Source organism: Cupriavidus sp. 05N38 (assembly GCF_056397345.1).
Genome location: NZ_JBFTNF010000027.1, coordinates 1 through 18,065 on the forward strand (window position 1 = coordinate 1; position 18,065 = coordinate 18,065).

Below are 18,065 nucleotides of genomic sequence, written 5' to 3' on the forward strand. Positions count from 1 at the left end.
GCTTTTTGTATATTTGCTTTTTGTATATTTATTTTTAATATGGAGATAAAAACTTAATAATTGTCGACGTGCATTTTCAAAACGGGATGTACTTAAATATCAACCGTAGAGGCACGTACGTGGCTACTCAAGCGGAAATTTCCTAACATTGGTAGCGATATTTCACCGATTACTAGATGACACGGCCTCGATCAGGCAAAATATGATGAGCGCTATGTTTCTGTGGATATGGATGAGCGCCTGCTGATGGCGAACTTGACGTCTGCAAACATCACCCACAGGAGTGGCGGTTGGAGCCAATGCCCTGGCGACGCGTTGACCGGGATTGGGATCTGTTTGCAGATGGCCCGTCCGACTGCCGCACGTTAGCGGACAGCCGCGACACTCGACCTCGTCGTGCAAGTGGGGCGACGTCACGAGATCAGATCGGCTTCGCAGTGCTACACCGGGCTGGCGGAACGCATCGGCCACGTCAAAATGCTGCCCGTAGTCCCCGACCAGACGGCGCAGCCAATCACATCCAATCGAAGGTACGCATCGAACAAGATCTGAGCAGACTCCTTAATCCACAAGAGCTAAGTGTTGCAACGACGTTCTACAGGTGAGGCTACAGAGCTAGTGACGCTGCGGCGAGCACTGCCGACCGAATGGCTCCGCTTGGCATTGAGCCATCGTGCTTTGCCTTCGTTTGCTTGCCGGGGTACGGTAGGTGTCCGATTGTCAGACCTTGAACCGCGGCGGCCTCGCCGCCCGCAACTGACGGCCTCTCGCCGGCCCGGGCCGCGCCGACCGCAACGTCTCCGTCTCCCCTGCGGCGCGACTTTCCAGCCGCTGCCGGTATTCGGCCAGCATCCCCTCCTGCTGCCGCAGGCGCTCCTCCAGCACTGCCATCGCATTGCCCAGCCGCGTAGCCTCCCCGGCCTGACGCGCGGCTGCTTCCGCCGCTTCGGCCAGTTTCTGCTGCGCCGCGCGGCGCTCGTTCTCCTGCTGCCGCTGCCCTTCCTTGAGCGCCACGCGCGCAGCGTCCAGTTCCAGCGCCATGCGGCGCTCGTTGGCGCTGGCGCGTTCGGCCATGGTCTCGCGCTCCTTGTCCCAGGCGGCGCGCTGGCCGGCGGCTTCGGCCAGCAAGGCGTCTTTCTGCTGCTGGGCTTGCAGCAGGCGGCCGCGCAGCGTGTCGTTGTCCGCTTGCTGCGCCACTAGTTGCGCTTCGGCGCGTGCCGCCCGCTCAGTGGCTTCGTCGCGGGCGCGGGCCAGTTCGGCGAGCGCGCTGTCCGCGGCGTCGAGCCGGGCTTCGAGCACCGCGCGTTCCTGCGCCAATTCCTCCTGTTTCTCCCCCAACGCTTCCTGTGCGGCCCGCAGCGCGGCTTCGCGTTCCGCGAAGCCGGCGGCGGCGGCGGCCCGCGCTTCGGCCTGCGCCGCTTCCCACAGATAGCGCGCGGCCTGGTTCACCGGGTCCGGCAGGCTGGCCGGCGCCGCGAATGCCTGCGGGTCCTGCAGCCGTGCGCCGAGTCCCGCGAACCACGCATCCAGGTGYGGGCTGACCGTATTGGGCGAACCGCGGCCCAGATGCAGCCGGATGCGTTCGATGGTCGGGCGCTGCCCCGCCAGTAGCAAGGCATCGGCGGCCTGCCAGACGTCTTCGCGGGTAATGGCCCGGGAACGGGAGGAAGCGGGGAAATCGGCGTTTTGCATGGTTCGGGCAATCGGATTAACGGCTTTGGCAACACACATCAAATAAGGCTCGATAAGGAATAGTTATCGCGCCTTATCTTGTCTTCATGTATAATTTAATACAGCAGACATCATATTTATTATGATACATCGAGAAACGCCGCCTCGCCTTGGCGGAACCCCTGAAAACCCGCCAGATATCGCCCCTGAAAACCTGCCCGACGGTGGGCGGGGCCGCGTCGACCCTTCTTTCAGCCCTGCCCATGCCGATTTCCCCGCGCCGCTCCGCCCGTCAGAACTCGATCCGCCCGGCCGCCAGGCCGCAGAAGCGCTGTACCGGGAAGGCGAATCCGTCAACACGGTGGCCAGCTATCGTTCCGCCCTACGGTACTGGGCGGGCTGGTTCGCCCTGCGCTACGGTCAGCCGATCGCTCTTCCCTTGCAGCCGGCGGTCGTCATCCAGTTCCTGGTAGACCACGCCACGCGCAGTACGCCGCAAGGTCCCGTGAGTGAACTGCCGGCGGCCATCGATGCCGCACTGGTCGCGCGCGGGCTCAAGGCCCGCACCGGGCCACCCGCGCTGGCCACCTTGACGCACCGGCTGGCGGTGATCGCCAAGGCGCACCATCTGGAGGGTGCCGCCAACCCCTGCGCGGATCCGGCCGTGCGCGAGCTGCTGTCGCGCACGCGGCGCGCCTATGCCAGGCGCGGCGAGCGCCCGGCACGCAAGGCGGCACTGACGCGCGAGCCGCTGGCCCGCCTGCTGGCAACCTGTGACGACTCGCTGATCGGCCTGCGCGATCGCGCGCTGCTGCTGTTCGCCTGGTCCAGCGGTGGCCGGCGGCGTTCGGAAGTGGCCGGGGCCACCCTGGCCAACCTCACACGGCTGGCGCCGGGCGAATTCGTCTATGAACTGGGGTGGTCGAAGACCAACCAGTCCGGGGCCGACCTGCCGGATAACGCCAAGCCGGTGATCGGCGCGGCCGGCGCCGCGCTCGAAGCGTGGCTGCATGCGGCCGCGCTGAGCGAAGGCGCGATCTTCCGGCGCGTGCGCCGCGGCGGGCATGTGGGCGAAGGGCTGTCCGCGGCCGCCGTGCGCAAGATCGTCAAGCAGCGCTGCGAGCAGGCAGGAGTGGAGGGAGATTTTTCGGCGCACTCGCTGCGCTCGGGCTTCGTGACCGAGGCGGCGGCGCGCCAGGTGCCGCTGGCGGAAACCATGGCCATGACGGGCCATACCAGCGTCGCCACGCTGGTGCGCTACTTCCGCGCGGCGGATGCGCGGCGCTCGGCGGCAGCGGACCTGATCGGCAACGTCGGGGACGGCGAGGCTTAGGGCCTCCACGGCGCGGTGCGCCTGCCCGGTCACCTCGGGACTGGACAAGCCGCGCCGGCCGCACAAGAATGCCGACTTGGCCACACGCGGGTGAATCCGGCGCAGCGCCGATGCCTTGGCCACCCGACCCACCGACAGTGCCCGCCCGGGCGCCATCCACAGGAGATCTGCATGCGGCACTGGCTCATTCTGCTTGTCCTGGGCGTTTGCACCGGGCTCGCACATGCCGGCAAATGCGTCAACGGCGACAAGACGCTCTATTCGGATACGGCCTGCCCGCCGGGCTGGCGGGCCGCCGCGCTGGGCGGCAACCTGTCGYGCATCAGTCCCGAGCCGGAGACGGACGCGGCCAACCAACAGTTCCTGCGCAAGCGCGAGGCCGAGGAGCGCGAGTACCAGGCGCGCCTGGTACGCGAGCAGAACGACCTGGCACGCTCCGAGATCAACCAGTGCTATATGCTGGCCAGCCAGATGCGCCAGCTGGAATCCGACTACGCCGCGCGCCAGCGTGCACGGCTGCCCGAGGTGGAGAACTATCGGGCGCGCAACCGCTACCTGCGTGACCAGATGGCGCGGCTGCGCTGCTGAGCAGCCCGCGCGTGCGGTGCCGGATGTCCATTTGAAGGCGGTGATTGATTACAATCTGCGGCTGCCAGGCCGATATCATCCGCTTCTATGCCGGCTGCCCGCTGGCGGTGGCCAACGGCAGCAAGCTGGGCACCTTGTGCCTGATCGACGTGCAGCCGCGCGAGTTTGGCGAAGATGACCGCGCCCTGCTGCGCGACCTGGCGCGCATGGCCGAGCAGGAACTCGCCGCCCTGCAGCTCGCCACCATGGACGAACTCACGCTGCTGTCCAACCGCCGCGGCTTCTCCGCGCTGGCCCAGCACGCGCTCAACGTCTGCACGCGCCTGGAAAAGCCCGCCACGCTGCTGTTCTTCGACATGGACGGCTTCAAGGCCATCAACGACCGCTTCGGCCATGCCGAGGGCGACCGCGCGCTCAATGCTTTCGCCGCCGAACTGCGCCATTGCCTGCGCGACTCCGACGTGATCGGCCGCCTGGGCGGCGACGAATTCGTGGCGCTGCTGACCAGCACCGACGCGGCCGCCTGCGAGGCCACGCTGAGCCGGCTGCGGGCGGGCGTGGCCGCGCAGAACCTGCAGGCCGCGCGCGGCTATGACATCGAGTTCAGCGTGGGCTCCATCGTCTTCGATGCGGGCCGGCACAACGGCATCGCCGCGCTGCTGGGCGAGGCCGACACAGCGATGTATGCGAACAAGGCGCTGCGCAAGGCCGCACGGCGCTGACCGCCGGCCCGCGGGCGCCAGGTCCTACCACAGTGCGCGCCGTGCTGGATGCCTCGGCTGCATCACTGTGTCGGGACTGCCTCGCTCTCTTCATGCCCCTCCCGCCGGGCAGGCAGCCCTGCCTATACTGGCATGCGGGCCGCACGGCCGCTAGCAACGGAGAAGGGATATGCCGAACGAACAATTCCTCGCCAAGCAGGAAGACCGCCGCAGCGGGCTACGCGCATTGCGCGCCGCGCTGCTCAAGGTGCACAAGGAGGTGATTGCGCTGGGCCGCGTGGAGTACGAGCGCCTGCACGGCCCGATCCCTGCCGGCCTGTTCGTGCAGGTTGTGACCGAGGAGACGTATTTTCGCTGGCTCGATCCGCTCTCGCGCCTGATCATCGAGATCGACGAGGAACTGGATGCGCCCGAGCATCACGACGAAACCTGCCGCGCCGTGGCCGCCGCCACCGAAAAACTGTTTGGCGCGCAAGGCGAGCCCGTCTTTCGCGACCGCTACCAGCAGGCCCTGCAGGACGAATCCGGCGTGATCGTTGCCCACGGGCAACTGATGAAGGTCATCGGCCAGCTGCGCACGCTGGCCTGAGGGGGCCGGGCACGGCCCCCGCTTCTACTTGCCGTGCGCGGTGTCGACGGAAATCGGGTCGCTGGCCGGGAAGGTCTCGCGCAGGGCTTCGTCCAGTTCATCTTCCTGATGGTCCGCGCCTGGCTCCGGGGTGCCCTTGCCAGGCACAGGCGCCTGCTTGGCGGGCTTGGGTGGCGCCGGCTGTTTCGGCGAGACGGGCTTGGTCATGGCCTGATCCTGGGCAAGGGAGATGAGCCTTGATCTTAGAAGGCTTTGCAGCGAGATGCCAATCGCGGCGCCCCGCGGCCTCCACGGCCACGCCACTGCGGCCACTGCGGCCTCGATGCGCCGTACCGCCGTACCACAGTACAAGCGGACGATCATGCCGATCATGCGATGCCCTCCCGCGAGGCCACCGAGCCGCTGCCGCGCAACCAGGCTTGCATGAGGAAATCCGCCTCCGCATGGGTGGCAATGCAGGGCAGGCCCGTGTGTTTCTCCAGCAGCGCATGGGCACGCTCGGGCGGCACCCGGCGCCCGGCGAAGGGATGACGCCAGTGACACGCCAGCAGCAGGCCGCCGTGTACCAGCGAGCGCCGTACACGCCGGCCCAGCTTGGCTACCTGATCTTCCGGCAGGTAGTAAGCCAGCTCGCTGATCACGATCAGCTCGAAGCTGGCGCGCGGCCACGCCTCGGGCACGGTGAGCTGCATCACGCGCACATTGGGAATGCCGGCTAGTCGCTGGCGCGCGGCCTCCACGGCGCGCGGATGCATGTCGGCCGCCAGCAGGCTGTCGCAGCGGCGCGCCAGCGCCGCGCACAGTTCGCCATTGCCGCAACCGGGCTCGAAGGCGCAGCGGTAGCGCTTCCGGTCCAGCATGGCCAGCATCAGGCCACGCTTGCGCGCCTCGTACCAGCTCGTGCGGTAAGACCAGGGATCGTCGCTGCTGGCATAGAGCGCATCGAAGTATGTGCCCATGTCCTGCGGCGCGGCTACGGGATCCGGGGCTTCGCCCGGGGATTCGCTGTCGATGACAACAAGAGGCGGCTTCATGATGCGGCACCATCGCGCAAGCCGGTCTCCCGATCCCCGGCGTCGGCACGAAGGTAAGCAGGCGTGGCCACGGTCAGCCCGAGGGTTCGGCGCAAAGGTCCAGGCCCGCAGGTTCCGGCTTCGCGCCGGCCTGCGGGAAGCCCGTGCTTCAGGCCGCGCGATAGCGGTTGCGCAGGTCGCGGATCAGGTCGTGGTTGCGCAGCACGCCCTGATACTGGCGCTCCACCAGCGCACGGATATCGAAGCCCAGTTCGCTTTCCTGCAGCGCATCCGCGTATTTCTTCTTGGCCACATCTTCGCCCTTCTCGGTTTCCTCGAGGATGGCGAGGTCGCTGCGGTCCGCTACGGCCGTGCGCAGGCTGACCCAGCCGCGATGCAGCGCGCCCGCCACGCTGCCGTGATCCTCGGGCTTGCCGCCCAGTGCCGCCACCTGGGCCTGCAGTTCGGCCACCGCGCCGGCGATCTCGCTCGCGCGCCCGGAGAACAGCGACTTCAGTTCGGGGTTCTGCGCGTCTTCCGCTGCCTTGCGGAACCCTTGCTCGCCATCGCGCGACACCTCGATCAGGTCGTTGAGTACGGAAATGTTCTTTTCAGCCATGTCAGCTCCTCGGAGGGATTCGTGTTCGACAGAAGCATGACGCCGCGGGGACGTCATACGGCTACCTGTGGATAACGCTGGCTCGGCTGCGGGGCGGCGATGCCCCTTGCCCAGCACCCCTTCAAGATAAAGGACACCGCGCGACGGCGGCTGTAGGGCGCCCCCCGGAAACGTTGTCGGCGCACGCCTACAGCGCTGCGCCGCAACGACGTTCCCGCGCACATGCGGGACGAGACCTGCTGTGRCCCGCGATGTCCGCTGCGAGTCAGCCGGGTCCTGCGGCACGGCCCCGGCCGTCACGCGCGGCGTTGTTTTTGTGGCGTCTCAAACACTTTTTGCGCTTATCCCGTCACAACTGACCGCAAGCGGACAGGCGAATTCCCCGCCACACGGCAGAATAGCCTTGTCGGCGCAACACGCAATTTGCCACAGGCACCCTGATTCACTCCAGACCAACATTGCGAACAATGGGTACGGACAGCGCGCCTGCGTTGCAACGACTCTCGCCGGCCGTTTTGCGGCCGGTTTTTTCGTCGGAGTGCTTCCTTGGGGAATGTAATGATCAAAACGGATACGAACTGCCTGGAACTGGATCGCAACGCGGGTCAAGCCGCAACCTCGCCTGCGGCGCCTGCCGCGGCATGGCCGGACTTCATCACCTCGCGCGTCGCGGGGCACGAAGTGGAGCGGGTACAGAAACGCTGGGGCGGCAGCCATCTGTTGCACGGCAGGCAGCCCGGTCCCGACGCGGTGCACTTTTCCAGCAACGACTATCTCAGCCTGCTTGGCGAGCAGGAACTGGTCATGGCCCAGGTTACCGCGATGCGCGGGCCGGAAAGCGAGCTGCTGATGTCCGCGGTCTTCCAGTACGGCGACAATCCGACCAGCCGCCTGGAGCGCAAGCTGGCGGCATTCTCCGGTGCCGAGGCCAGTATCCTCTGCCAGTCCGGCTGGGCCGCCAATGTGGGCCTGCTGCAAAGCATCGCCAACGAGCGCACGCCCGTCTACCTCGACATGCTGGCCCATATGTCCTTGTGGGAAGGCGCCCACGCGGCGCGCGCGCGTGCCGTGCCCTTCATGCACAACGATGCCGAGCACGCGGAACGGCAGATCCGCAAGGAAGGGCCCGGCGTCATCGTGGTGGACTCGGTGTACAGCACCAACGGCAGCTTGTGCCCGCTGACCGATTTCGTCGAAGTGGCCGAGCGCACCGGCAGCGTGCTGGTGGTCGACGAATCCCATTCGCTGGGAACGCACGGCCCCGGCGGAGCCGGCCTGGTGGCGCAGCTCGGCCTGTCGCAGCGGGTTCACTTCCAGACCGCCAGCCTGGCCAAGGCCTTCGGCGGCCGCGCCGGCCTGGTTACCTGCCCCGCTTCGTTCAAGGGCTACTTCGCCGCGGAATCGCGGCCCGCGATCTTCAGCTCGGGGCTGCTGCACCATGAGCTGGCCTGGTTCGACGCCGCCGCGGATTTCATCGTCACCGCCGACGACCGCCGCGCCCGCCTGCATGCCATCTCCGCCCAGGTGCGCGGCGCGCTTGCCGAGTTGGGTTACAACGTCTCGGCCGGCTCGGAGCAGATCATCGCGCTGGAGTCGGGCACCGAGGAGCAGACCCTGGTGCTGCGCGACGCCTTGCAGTCGCGCGGGATCTTCGGCGCCGTCTTCTGCGCGCCGGCCACGGCACGAGATCGCGCACTGATGCGGCTGACCATGAATGCGTGCCTGACCGCGGTGGAAACCGAAAGGCTGATCCAGGTCTGCGCCGAGATCCGCGACGAAGTGAACCTGGCTRGCTGGCGATCGAGCCAGCGCCGCCAGCGCACGCCGCTGGCAAGGCCGGCGGCGCCGAAGCATGCCGTGGCCCGCGCAGCGCTGGAAATGGCGGGTAGCGAGGCCTGAGCGGCGCGGCCGTTCACCCGCTGCCACGGGTGCGCGGCCAGGCAATATGTCAGCCCGGCGCGCCGGCGCCTTCAGGCTGGGGCGCGATCAGCGGAAACTCCAGCACGAACTCGGTGTGGGCGTGCTCGATCGAGTTGCAGTGGATACGGCCGCCCCAGGCCTCCAGCGTTTCCTTGCAGAACGCCAGGCCGATGCCGGTGCCTTCGTTGCGCGGATACGTATGGAAGCGCTTGAAGATGGACGACAGCTCCCGCTCCGGGATTCCGGTGCCGGTATCGCGAAAGACCAGGCGGTTGCGCCGTGCACCCTGCTCAAGGCGCAGCCGGATCTCGCCATGACCGGCTCGCGCCAGCGCGTGCAAGGCATTCTTGATCAGGTTGAACAGCACCATGACCAGCAGCTTCTGCTCCGCGCGCACGAGGAAATCGTCGTCCAGGTCCGCCAGCACGAGTTCGCGCTGCCCCGCCTCGAACGGGTAGCGGCTGAGCGCCTCGCGCACGGCCAGGGCCATCGGGAACGGATCTCCGGGCTCCCGGTCCGCGCCGCCGCGCGCGTTGATGAGCAGCACGTCGATGCCATGGTTCATGCGCTCGACCTCGAGCTGGATTCGCGGCAAGGCATCCTTGAGCAGGCCGAAATGCGCGCGCGGCAGGTTCAGCGAGTTTTCCGGCGTCTCGTTTTCTTCATAGAAGCGGATCAGGCCGGGCAGGTATCGCCCCATGCCCAGCGCGGTCGATCCGATGCTGCGGATCGGCGTGCGCAGTTCATGCGCCACGGTGCCCAGCGCGATCGCCATGCCGTCGAGCTTTTCCTGGATCAGGATGCGCTGGTCGATCTTGAGGACGGCGATGGTGCAGATGGTGAACCCGATGATGGGCAGCTCCACCGGCCAGTTCACCGCCAGCAGCCCCGCCGGCGGCGGCGTCACGTAGTTGTAGACCAGCCAGGCGGCCGCCGTGCCCACGCCCAGCGAGGCGGCACCCCCCACCCAGCCGCTGAAGTTGAACAGGATGATCACCGCGATCACGAGCGACTGCGACCAGACCAGGTTGCCGTGGTTCATCAGGTACAGATAAACGAAGACAAACGACAGGCAATAGGTCAGCGTGACGAGGAAATAGGCAGGAAGCCATTTCCTGTCGCGCAGGTCCCGCGTCACGATCAGTGGCAGGCACATCAGCATGGCCACCAGGCGCAGGGTCAGGCTCTCGTACGGCTGCGGGAACCAGAACGTCCAGACCAGGTAGAACACGGGAAAGCCGATGAACGCCAGCCATCCCAGCAGCCGGATGCGCTTGATCTGGGCCGGCTGGCGGATATCGAGATGAACTTCCCGGGCAAGCACCCGGCGAAGGCGCACCGCACCTTCACCGCAACTGCGTTGAATCTGGGCAAGCATGTTCCAAACCGGCTGGTGGTGGCGTCGATACGCCAGTGTATCCGGATACGCCGGGAGGCCGGCTGATTTTGTGCTCTTTTCGCAGCTTGGCGTTGCGATGGGCGGGCCAGCCGGTCCCGCCGCACCACGGTCTCAGGGCTCAGTCCAGCAGATGCCCCATCCGCACGCGCTTGGTGGCCAGGTACTTCTCGTTCTCGGCATTCGACGGGATGATGTGGCGCATCTGCTCTACCACCGTGATGCCGGCGGCTTCGAGCGCCAGTTTCTTCTTCGGGTTGTTGCTCATCAGCCGGATCGACTTCACGCCCCACTGGTGCAGCAGATCGGCCGCAAAAGCGTAGTTGCGGGCGTCGATTTCCTGGCCCAGGGCCAGGTTGGCGTCAACGGTATCCAGGCCTTCGTCCTGCAGCGCATAGGCGCGGATCTTGTGGCCCAGGCCGATGCCGCGCCCTTCCTGGCCGCGCAGGTACAGCAGGATGCCGCGGCCCTCCTCGGCGATCTTCTCCATCGCGAGTTCGAGCTGCTCGCCGCAGTCGCAGCGGCAGGAGCCGAACACGTCGCCGGTCAGGCACTCCGAGTGCAGGCGGGTCAGCACGCCCTCGCCGGTGATATCGCCGACGCTCAGCGCCAGGTGTTCGATGCCCGAAACGGCGCCCTTGAATGCATGGGCGGTGAATTTGCCGAAGCGGGTCGGCAGGCGGGCCGAGCCGATCAGCTCGATTTCTGTGTCATTCATGTCAGTCGGTAGTGGCGCCACCCTTGCCGGCAGGGCAACGGGGCGCGCTTTGGCAGCGTCTAGCCCGCTAAGGTAGCACGAGCGGGGCCGGATCGCAGGGACGCTGGCGCGGGCACGGGGCGAGCAGGGTTTCCGGCAGGCTTCCAATGACTCAAAAGTTTATCATGAGACACTTAACTGTCGGCCTGGCCGCCGTCCTTTCCATCCAGCTCGATCGGCTGCCCATGCGGCGTACGGCGTGCCGCCGCCGCCCATGCCGCGCGCCGGTCCAGCAGCGCATCGGTCCCCACCAGGCCCTTGGCCGTGCTGAGGCGTTCAAGCGCAGTCAGCCAGAAACGGTAGTAGTGCTCGCCGTTGTCCGGGTCGCCCGCGGCCTGCGCTTCGCGGATCACCTGCGACAGGATGGCGGCCCATTCAGGCCAGGTAAAGGCGCCGCGCTCGTGCAGGGCAAGCGCCATGGCAAAGGCCTGTGCCTCCCAGGGCTCGCGGAAGACCGGGCCGGTGCTGTCGCAAGGCAGGGCCGGCAGCGCGGCGCGCATGGCCTGCAGCCTGTCGGGCGTGAAACCGGCGGCGACAGCCTCAGCCATGAGCCACCTCCACCGCTTCGAGATAGGGCTCCCAGCAATCCACGCTGACCGAGGATGCGGTCGTATCCGGGCCCCAGAGTTCGGCGGCGTCGAAGCGCACGGTGTAGAGCCATTGCGGCTGCTCGCCGGCGCCCGTGGCGCTGGCGTCGGGAAAGACATGGGCACCATGGACCGCCACGATCTCGCCCTGGCGCCCGCGGCAATAGCGCGGCAGGCGGGTGTGGCCGGGCGGATGCATCATGCGGGCGCGCACGCGCTGGCCGGGCCGGAAGCGCGCCTCGCCGCAGGCCGGCCGCGCGCTCGGTGAACCGCGCGCGAGCGCGCCGCTTACCTGATCCGCTGCCAGCACGCGCGCCAGCGCCACCGGTGGCGTGGCGCAATGGCCGCTGGCGATTTCCTCCGCGCTGGCCAGGCCCGTCTTCAGGAGCAGGGCCTTGAGCCCTTCGAACCAGATCTGGTAGTAGCTGCTGCCGAGGTACTGCGCGGGCGGCAGGCTCTCGCGGGCCGCGCGGGACGTGTCGATATTCCACTGGCCGGTCGCGCCCATCGCCAGCGTCAGCGCCAGCACGCGGCGCTCCCACTCGGCGTGGAAGGGCGGCTCGCCGGCTTCGGGGCGGACCGGGCCGAAACCCTGCATGCCGCCCAGATCTTGCGCGCCATTCATTGCGATACCTCCGCGCCGGCCGTGGCCGGGACGCCCACGTCGGGCAGCAGGCCAGTGCCGATCATGGCGTCGCGCGTGACCAGGTCCGCCAGCGCCTGCTCGCTCCAGCCATCGGTGCCGGCCGGGCGCATCGGCAGCACCAGGTAGCGCAGCTCTGCGGTGGAATCCCACACCTGGATCTTCACCGCGTCCGGCAGCGTAAAGCCGAAGTCGCGCAGTACGCCGCGCGGGTCGATCACGGCGCGCGCGCGGTATGGCGCGGACTTGTACCAGACAGGCGGCAGCCCGAGTACCGGCCAGGGATAGCAGGAACACAGGGTGCAGACCACCATATTGTGGACGGCGGGCGTGTTCTCCAGCACCAGCATGTGCTCGCCCTGGCGGCCGCTGAAACCGAGCGATGCGATGGCGGCGGTGGCATCCGCCAGCAGCCATGCCTTGTAAGCGGGATCGGCCCACGCCCTGGCCACCACGCGCGCGCCGTTGCGGGGGCCGATGCGCTGCTCGTAGGTCTCGATCAGCAGGTCCAGCGCGGCCGGGTCGACGTAGCCTTTTTCGACCAGCAGCGATTCCAGCGCGCGCACGCGCAGGTCCATGTCCGAAAGCGTGCTGCCGCCATGGTCGTGGCCATGATGATCGTGCCCATGGCCGTGATCGTGCGGGTCGTGCCGCGGGGGATTGCCGGACGGGCCGGAAGGATCGGAAGGCATCGGCGTCGGGGGTGGGCTGGCGTGGCGACAAGCGTCGCAAGTGCTCAGTATGGCCACGCCGGCGTCGCTTGGCAATTGGCCGCCAGCGTCTGCCAGCCGCGCTCCGGCACGGTCCGGCAAGCGCATGGCCGGTCGGCCAGACACCGCCGTGCGCCGCTTGCCAAGCGCCGGCGGGGCATGGTTATTGCCACTCCCCAAGGCATGCCGGGCGCGCGCTGCCCGTGTTGTCAGGAGTCAAGCCAGGCGCGCAGGCGCACTGGGGCAAAGCCGCGCGCAAGTCAGCCGGCGCCTGGCTGCGGGCAGGCCGCACATGCCGGTTTTACACGCGCACGCCAAAGCTACACGGTGGCCAGGCGGCGGACCATGCTGCCGCCCTGCCCCTGCCGCGCGGATTCTTTCCGTCCCGTTTTTCCCTTTTCCCCGTAGTGCCGGCCTCTCCGGCCGGCCGAAGCCAGGAGTTGCACATGAATCAGGATCGTCCCCACATGCCTCACACCGACCATAGCCCCACCGAACTGGCCGGCAAGCGCGTCGCGCTGCTGGTCACCGACATGTTCGAGCAGGTCGAGCTCACCGGCCCGCGCCAGGCGCTGCAGCAGGCGGGCGCCACCACGGTGATCGTGGCCCCGCAGGCCGGCCAGGTCCAGGGCGCCCATCACGACAGCAAGGCCGACCGCTTCGACGTGCAGGCCGTCCTGTCCGACGCCCGCCCCGAGGAATTCGACGCCGTCATGCTGCCCGGCGGGGTCATGAACGCCGACACGCTGCGCACCAACGCCGAGGCACAACGCTTCGTCAGGCGAATCCAGGACGACGGCAAGCCGGTGGCAGTGATCTGCCACGGCGCGTGGCTGCTGGTATCGGCGGGCATGGTCAGGGGGCGCACCCTGACCAGCTGGCCTTCGCTGGCCGACGACATCCGCAATGCCGGCGGCGAATGGGTGGACCGCGAAGTCGTACGCGACGGCAACTGGGTCAGCAGCCGCAAGCCCGACGACATTCCTGCCTTCAACCGCGAAATGGTAGCGCTGTTCAGTGCCGGCGCGGGCGCGGGCGCTGGCCAGGACAATGGCGCCCCGCGGCGCCGGCAGGCCATGTAGGACAGCGCCGGCAGCGCGCTGACGGCACCGTCCTACAAGCGGGCACGGCTTTTGCGCGATACGGCTGCCACACGGAGCGGCGCCGGGCGGCGGGGACTCCACCCGCCACCCGCAGCCCGTTGCTGACAAGGACCAACCATCGTCAACCGCATCCCAGGGGAAAATCGTGGCGCACACGCTGCATGCAGAATCTACCGATCCGAGCCCGGACTTTCTTGTAGTTTTTACAAACGAGATGGACCAGTTGCTGGATGAATGGGTCGGACTGCAACTGGCAGAGCCCGGTGGGCAGCGCCTGTCCGCAGCCGATCTGCGGGACCAGGCCCAGCGCTTCCTGCACGGCTTGCGCGAAGCGCTGCGGGCCGGCGCCGCACCCGACCTGGAGACGCCGGCGTGGGAGCGCGTGCGCGGCGTGCTGGCCGACATCTCGCGCCGCCGCGCGCGCGAAGGCTTTTCGGCAGCGGATACCGCTACCTTCGTGTTCTCGCTCAAGCAGCCGGTGTTCGTGCGGCTGCGCAAGGCGCTGGCGAACAGCCCCGCGCAACTGGCGGATCAGACCTGGGCGGTCAGCGCCCTGCTCGACAAGCTCGGGCTTTACACCACCACGCTCTACCAGAACAGCCGCGAGGAGGTCATCGCGCGCCAGCAACGCGAGCTGATGGAACTCTCCACCCCTGTGGTCCAGCTGTGGGATGACATCCTGGCCCTGCCGCTGATCGGCACGCTGGACAGCGCGCGCACGCAGACCGTGATGGAAAGCCTGCTGCAGAAGATCGTGGAGTCCGGCGCATCGATTGCCATCATCGACATCACCGGCGTGCCGACCGTGGACACCCTGGTCGCGCAGCATCTGCTCAAGACCGTGGCCGCAGCGCGCCTGATGGGTGCGGACTGCATCATCAGCGGCATCCGCCCGCAGATCGCGCAGACCATCGTCCACCTGGGCGTGGACCTCGCCAACGTGACCACCAAGGCAACCCTGGCAGATGCATTCCAGGTGGCCCTCAAGCGGACCGGCGGCTCGATCGGCAGCGCCGGGTCGCACTAGCCAACGCACGCACAAGGACCGACACGCGATATGGAGCGCATTCCAATCCTCCGCATGGGACGCCTGCTGCTGGTGACGATCCAGGTGGACATGCACGACAGGCTGGCCCTGACCCTGCAGGAAGACCTGTCCGAGCGCATTGTCAAGGAGCGCGCCAAGGGCGTGCTGATCGACATCTCCGCGCTGGACCTGGTCGATTCCTTCATCGGCCGCATGATTGGCAATACCGCCGCCATCGCGCGGGTGCTGGATGCCGAGACCGTCGTGGTCGGCATGCAGCCCGCGGTGGCGATCACCCTGGTCGAACTGGGGGTCACGCTGGACGGGGTGCGCACGGCGCTGAACGTCGAGCGCGGCATGACCCTGCTGCAGGCGGACGCATGAACCGCTATGACGGCGCCATCGCTGCGCAGTCCTCGTGGCTGCACCACGCCGCGCCGGACACCGGAGGCGTCGCGCCGCAGCAGGTTGCGCTGCAGTCGAGCGAGGACGTGGTGCGCCTGCGCAAGCTGGTGCGCGACCTGGCCGTGGCGCAGGGCATGAGCCTGGTGGACCAGACCAAGCTGGTCACGGCGGCGAGCGAGCTGGCGCGCAACACCGTGATCCACGGTGGCGGCGGGCACGCGGAAATCGCCACCGTGGCTGCCAGCGGACGGCGCGGCGTGCAGTTGCGCTTCGTCGACCAGGGGCCGGGCATCGCCGACGTGCAGGAGGCGCTGCGCGACGGCTTTACCACCGGCAACGGCATGGGCCTCGGCCTGGGCGGCGCGCGCAGGCTGTCCGACGCCTTCGATATCGTGACCGCGCCCGGCCAGGGAACAACCGTGACGATCGCCCGCTATGGCGCGTTCTGACGCTGGAACGAAATGATGCAGATCCGAGCCTTGATCCAGGAAGCGAGCCATGTCGCCGAAGCGCGTCGCACGGTGACGGAGCTCGCCATCCGCTGCGGCTTCGGCGAGGTGGCCACCGGCCGCCTGGCCATCGCGGTGTCCGAGGCCGCCACCAATATCCTGAAGTACGGCACGGAGGGCGAACTGCTCATCCGCGCCTTGCAGGAAGAGGCGACGGGACCGGCCGCCCCGCAGGTCGAAGTCATCGCCATCGACCGCGGACCCGGCATGGCCGACCTCGGCGCCAGCCTGCGCGACGGCTTCTCGACCACCGGCACGGCAGGCAACGGGCTGGGTGCGATGGGCCGGCTTGCCACGGCATTCGACATCTACAGCGCACCCGGCAAAGGCACCGTCCTGCGCATGACGCTCGCGCCGTCGGACCGGCCGGTCGAGCCTGCACTGCCGGCGGTGTCGGTGGGCGCGGTTTGCGTGCCGATGACCGGCGAAACGGAATGCGGCGACGGCTGGCATGCCAGTTCGGCGCGCGCCTTGTCGAGCCTGGTGGTGGCCGACGGCCTGGGCCACGGACCCGACGCCGCGCGCGCGGCCGAGGCCGCCAAGCGGGTTGCCGCGGCGCACGCCTTCGTGGCACCCGCCGTGCTGATCGGGCACGCGCATGCCGCGCTGCGCGCCACGCGCGGTGCGGCCGTGGCGGTAGCCCGCATCGATTCCGACCCCGGCAGCGTGCGTTTTGCCGGCATCGGCAATATTTCCGCCTGCGTGTATTCGCCCGGCGCGCTCGGCGGCTCCGGCAACCGGCGGCAGCTGATCTCCCACAATGGCATCGTCGGCTATATCATGCGCAAGGTCACCGAGGTGGAGGCGCCGTGGCCGGCCGAGACCTTGCTCGTCCTCCATAGCGACGGCCTGGGCTCGCACTGGGACCTGGATAATTACCCGGGCCTGCATGCGCGCCACCCTGCCGTCGTGGCGGCGGTGCTGTACCGCGATTTCGCGCGCGGGCATGACGATGTCACCGTGATCGTGTGCAAGCGCAGCAGCGAATGCCAGTCGTATGCCCCGCGCGTGCAGGACGCCGCCGGGGATGGCGCCCGAGCGGTGCCTGACGCTGGCGAGGGAGCCCGGTCATGAGACTGCCCCTCTTCCAGCTGGTCCTGCGCGCCGATACCGATGTGGTGCTGGCGCGCCAGGCCGCGCGCAGCGCCGCGGCCACACTGGGCTTCTCGGCCATCGAGCAGACCGCGATCGCCACCACCGTATCCGAACTGGCGCGCCTGCTGCTTTCCATGGACGGGCCACGCACCCTGTGCGCGCGCTTGATCCGCGGCGAAGGCAGGGAGCACGCCGAGCGCGAACTGGCCATCACCGTCGACGCCGCGCCCGCCGCGATCGCCACGCTGGCGCGCATGCTGCGCGGCGAAGTCGCTCCCGGCGACCCCTCGGCGCAGGCGCTGCTCCATGCGGTCGCCCTGGCCGACAGCTGGTCGCTGGAAGAGGAAGGCACGGCCCGGGAACGCCTGGCGATCCACCGGCGCCTGCCGGCGAGCGCGCCGGAATCGGCGCCGGCGGCGCTGGCCGCGCTGTCCGAGCGCTGCCTGGACCGCGCCCCCGACCTGATCTTGAGCGAGCTGCGCGAGCAGAACCGTGAGCTGGCCGGCACCCTGCACGAACTCGCGGCGCGCCAGCGCGAGCTGGAGCTGCTTGCCAACGAACTGGCCGATACCAACCGCGGCGTGGTGGCGCTGTATGCCGAACTCGATGACCGCGCGGACCGCCTGCGCGTGGCGGACGAAACCAAGAGCCGCTTCTTGTCCAACGTCAGCCACGAGCTGCGCACGCCGCTGAGCTCCATCCGTGCGCTGTCCGGCCTGCTGCTCGACCAGACCGACGGACCGCTCAACGCCGAGCAGGTGCACCAGGTGACCATGGTGCGGCACGCCGCGGAATCGCTGGCCCAACTGGTGGACGACCTGCTCGACCTGGCCAAGATCGCTTCGGGCAAGACCGAGCTGAGCCTGTCGGATTTCACGCTGGACAATACCTTCAGCGCGCTGCGCGGCATGATGCGCCCGCTCCAGCACAGCGCCGAGGTCGAGCTGATGATCAGTGCCGTCGACCATATCCCGCCGCTGCATACCGACGAAGGCAAGCTCGCGCAGATCCTGCGCAACTTCGTCTCCAACGCGCTCAAGTACACCGAGCACGGCGAGGTCCGCGTCGGCGCGCAGTACCTGCCCGCCACCGACCAGCTGGTGGTGACGGTGGCCGATACCGGCATCGGCATCGCGCCCGGGCACCTGCCGGTGGTGTTCGAGGAATTCACGCAGATCGCCAACCCCCTGCAGCACCGCGTCAAGGGCACAGGCCTCGGCCTGCCGCTGTGCCGCCAGCTTGCCGACCTTCTGCACGGGAAGATCCATGTCCAGAGCGAGGTGGGCAAGGGATCCATCTTCACGCTGATGATCCCCGCCCATTGTCCCGCCCGAGCGCGCCCGGCCGCTGCGTCCGACGCCCAACATCGTTGAGTTCG

The 18,065-nt window shown here is 68.1% G+C and carries 20 protein-coding genes; 11 read left to right on the forward strand and 9 right to left on the reverse strand.

Annotated elements, in window-relative coordinates; genetic code table 11:
• Positions 1–720: 720 nt before the first annotated feature.
• Complete coding sequence (locus AC1DK4_RS19700) at positions 721–1,692, reverse strand: DNA-binding protein (RefSeq protein ID WP_441615319.1); 972 nt, start codon at positions 1,690–1,692, stop codon at positions 721–723.
• Between the two features lie 340 nt (positions 1,693–2,032).
• Between AC1DK4_RS19700 and AC1DK4_RS19705 the strand changes: the two genes are divergently transcribed.
• The 4 genes from AC1DK4_RS19705 (at position 2,033) to AC1DK4_RS19720 (ending at position 4,903) form a co-directional block, all read left to right on the forward strand.
• On the forward strand, positions 2,033–3,004 hold the full coding sequence (locus tag AC1DK4_RS19705; RefSeq protein WP_441615317.1) for a site-specific integrase: 972 nt from the start codon (positions 2,033–2,035) through the stop codon (positions 3,002–3,004).
• A 171-nt stretch (positions 3,005–3,175) separates the two neighbouring features.
• Positions 3,176–3,592, forward strand: a complete 417-nt coding sequence (locus tag AC1DK4_RS19710; protein WP_477131720.1) for a hypothetical protein — start codon at positions 3,176–3,178, stop codon at positions 3,590–3,592.
• A gap of 44 nt (positions 3,593–3,636) precedes the next feature.
• Positions 3,637–4,314: a sensor domain-containing diguanylate cyclase gene (locus AC1DK4_RS19715; RefSeq protein WP_441615313.1), complete on the forward strand. Its 678-nt coding sequence runs from the start codon at positions 3,637–3,639 to the stop codon at positions 4,312–4,314.
• Between the two features lie 169 nt (positions 4,315–4,483).
• Positions 4,484–4,903 carry a hypothetical protein gene (locus AC1DK4_RS19720; RefSeq protein WP_441615311.1) on the forward strand — a complete coding sequence of 140 codons (420 nt, stop codon included), beginning with the start codon at positions 4,484–4,486 and terminating at the stop codon, positions 4,901–4,903.
• A 24-nt stretch (positions 4,904–4,927) separates the two neighbouring features.
• Here AC1DK4_RS19720 and AC1DK4_RS19725 read toward each other — a convergent pair whose 3' ends face one another.
• From AC1DK4_RS19725 to AC1DK4_RS19735, 3 genes are all read right to left on the reverse strand, one after another.
• Positions 4,928–5,110: a hypothetical protein gene (locus AC1DK4_RS19725; RefSeq protein WP_441615310.1), complete on the reverse strand. Its 183-nt coding sequence runs from the start codon at positions 5,108–5,110 to the stop codon at positions 4,928–4,930.
• 161 nt (positions 5,111–5,271) lie between these two features.
• Positions 5,272–5,937: a class I SAM-dependent methyltransferase gene (locus AC1DK4_RS19730; RefSeq protein ID WP_441615308.1), complete on the reverse strand. Its 666-nt coding sequence runs from the start codon at positions 5,935–5,937 to the stop codon at positions 5,272–5,274.
• 148 nt (positions 5,938–6,085) lie between these two features.
• Entirely contained in the window at positions 6,086–6,535 is a 450-nt protein-coding gene (locus AC1DK4_RS19735; protein ID WP_441615306.1) for a PA2169 family four-helix-bundle protein, read from the reverse strand.
• 558 nt (positions 6,536–7,093) lie between these two features.
• Here AC1DK4_RS19735 and cqsA point away from each other — a divergent pair.
• The gene (gene cqsA / locus AC1DK4_RS19740; protein WP_477131721.1) at positions 7,094–8,434 is read left to right on the forward strand and encodes an alpha-hydroxyketone-type quorum-sensing autoinducer synthase; all 1,341 of its coding nucleotides are present in this window, start codon (positions 7,094–7,096) and stop codon (positions 8,432–8,434) included.
• A gap of 49 nt (positions 8,435–8,483) precedes the next feature.
• On the opposite strand, the gene AC1DK4_RS19745 is transcribed toward cqsA, so the two are convergent.
• The 5 genes from AC1DK4_RS19745 to nthA all read right to left on the reverse strand — a co-directional run bounded on the left by AC1DK4_RS19745 (position 8,484) and on the right by nthA (position 12,530).
• Positions 8,484–9,833 carry a sensor histidine kinase gene (locus AC1DK4_RS19745; protein WP_441615302.1) on the reverse strand — a complete coding sequence of 450 codons (1,350 nt, stop codon included), beginning with the start codon at positions 9,831–9,833 and terminating at the stop codon, positions 8,484–8,486.
• Between the two features lie 139 nt (positions 9,834–9,972).
• Positions 9,973–10,569 (reverse strand): GTP cyclohydrolase II, encoded by a 597-nt coding sequence (gene ribA, locus AC1DK4_RS19750; protein ID WP_441615300.1) that lies wholly within the window; start codon positions 10,567–10,569, stop codon positions 9,973–9,975.
• A 173-nt stretch (positions 10,570–10,742) separates the two neighbouring features.
• Entirely contained in the window at positions 10,743–11,108 is a 366-nt protein-coding gene (locus AC1DK4_RS19755; RefSeq protein WP_441615436.1) for a nitrile hydratase accessory protein, read from the reverse strand.
• Positions 11,109–11,148: 40 nt separating this feature from the next.
• Complete coding sequence (nthB, locus tag AC1DK4_RS19760; RefSeq protein WP_441615298.1) at positions 11,149–11,820, reverse strand: nitrile hydratase subunit beta; 672 nt, start codon at positions 11,818–11,820, stop codon at positions 11,149–11,151.
• Positions 11,817–12,530, reverse strand: coding sequence for a nitrile hydratase subunit alpha (gene nthA / locus AC1DK4_RS19765; RefSeq protein ID WP_441615296.1), 714 nt, complete (start codon positions 12,528–12,530; stop codon positions 11,817–11,819). Before nthA ends, nthB begins: the two co-directional genes overlap by 4 nt.
• 464 nt (positions 12,531–12,994) lie before the next feature.
• Here nthA and AC1DK4_RS19770 point away from each other — a divergent pair, with 464 nt between their 5' ends.
• The 6 genes from AC1DK4_RS19770 (at position 12,995) to AC1DK4_RS19795 (ending at position 18,060) form a co-directional block, all read left to right on the forward strand.
• A complete protein-coding gene (locus tag AC1DK4_RS19770; RefSeq protein ID WP_441615294.1) occupies positions 12,995–13,630 on the forward strand; it encodes a type 1 glutamine amidotransferase domain-containing protein in 636 nt (211 codons plus the stop codon).
• 235 nt (positions 13,631–13,865) lie between these two features.
• Complete coding sequence (locus tag AC1DK4_RS19775; RefSeq protein WP_477116459.1) at positions 13,866–14,678, forward strand: STAS domain-containing protein; 813 nt, start codon at positions 13,866–13,868, stop codon at positions 14,676–14,678.
• A 30-nt stretch (positions 14,679–14,708) separates the two neighbouring features.
• A complete protein-coding gene (locus tag AC1DK4_RS19780) occupies positions 14,709–15,062 on the forward strand; it encodes an STAS domain-containing protein (protein ID WP_441615292.1) in 354 nt (117 codons plus the stop codon).
• Positions 15,059–15,532, forward strand: coding sequence for an anti-sigma regulatory factor (locus AC1DK4_RS19785; RefSeq protein ID WP_441615290.1), 474 nt, complete (start codon positions 15,059–15,061; stop codon positions 15,530–15,532). The genes AC1DK4_RS19780 and AC1DK4_RS19785 overlap by 4 nt, the downstream gene beginning before the upstream one ends.
• Positions 15,533–15,544: 12 nt before the next feature.
• Positions 15,545–16,666, forward strand: a complete 1,122-nt coding sequence (locus AC1DK4_RS19790) for an ATP-binding protein (RefSeq protein ID WP_441615288.1) — start codon at positions 15,545–15,547, stop codon at positions 16,664–16,666.
• Positions 16,663–18,060 (forward strand): sensor histidine kinase, encoded by a 1,398-nt coding sequence (locus AC1DK4_RS19795; RefSeq protein ID WP_441615286.1) that lies wholly within the window; start codon positions 16,663–16,665, stop codon positions 18,058–18,060. The genes AC1DK4_RS19790 and AC1DK4_RS19795 overlap by 4 nt, the downstream gene beginning before the upstream one ends.
• Positions 18,061–18,065: the final 5 nt, after the last annotated feature.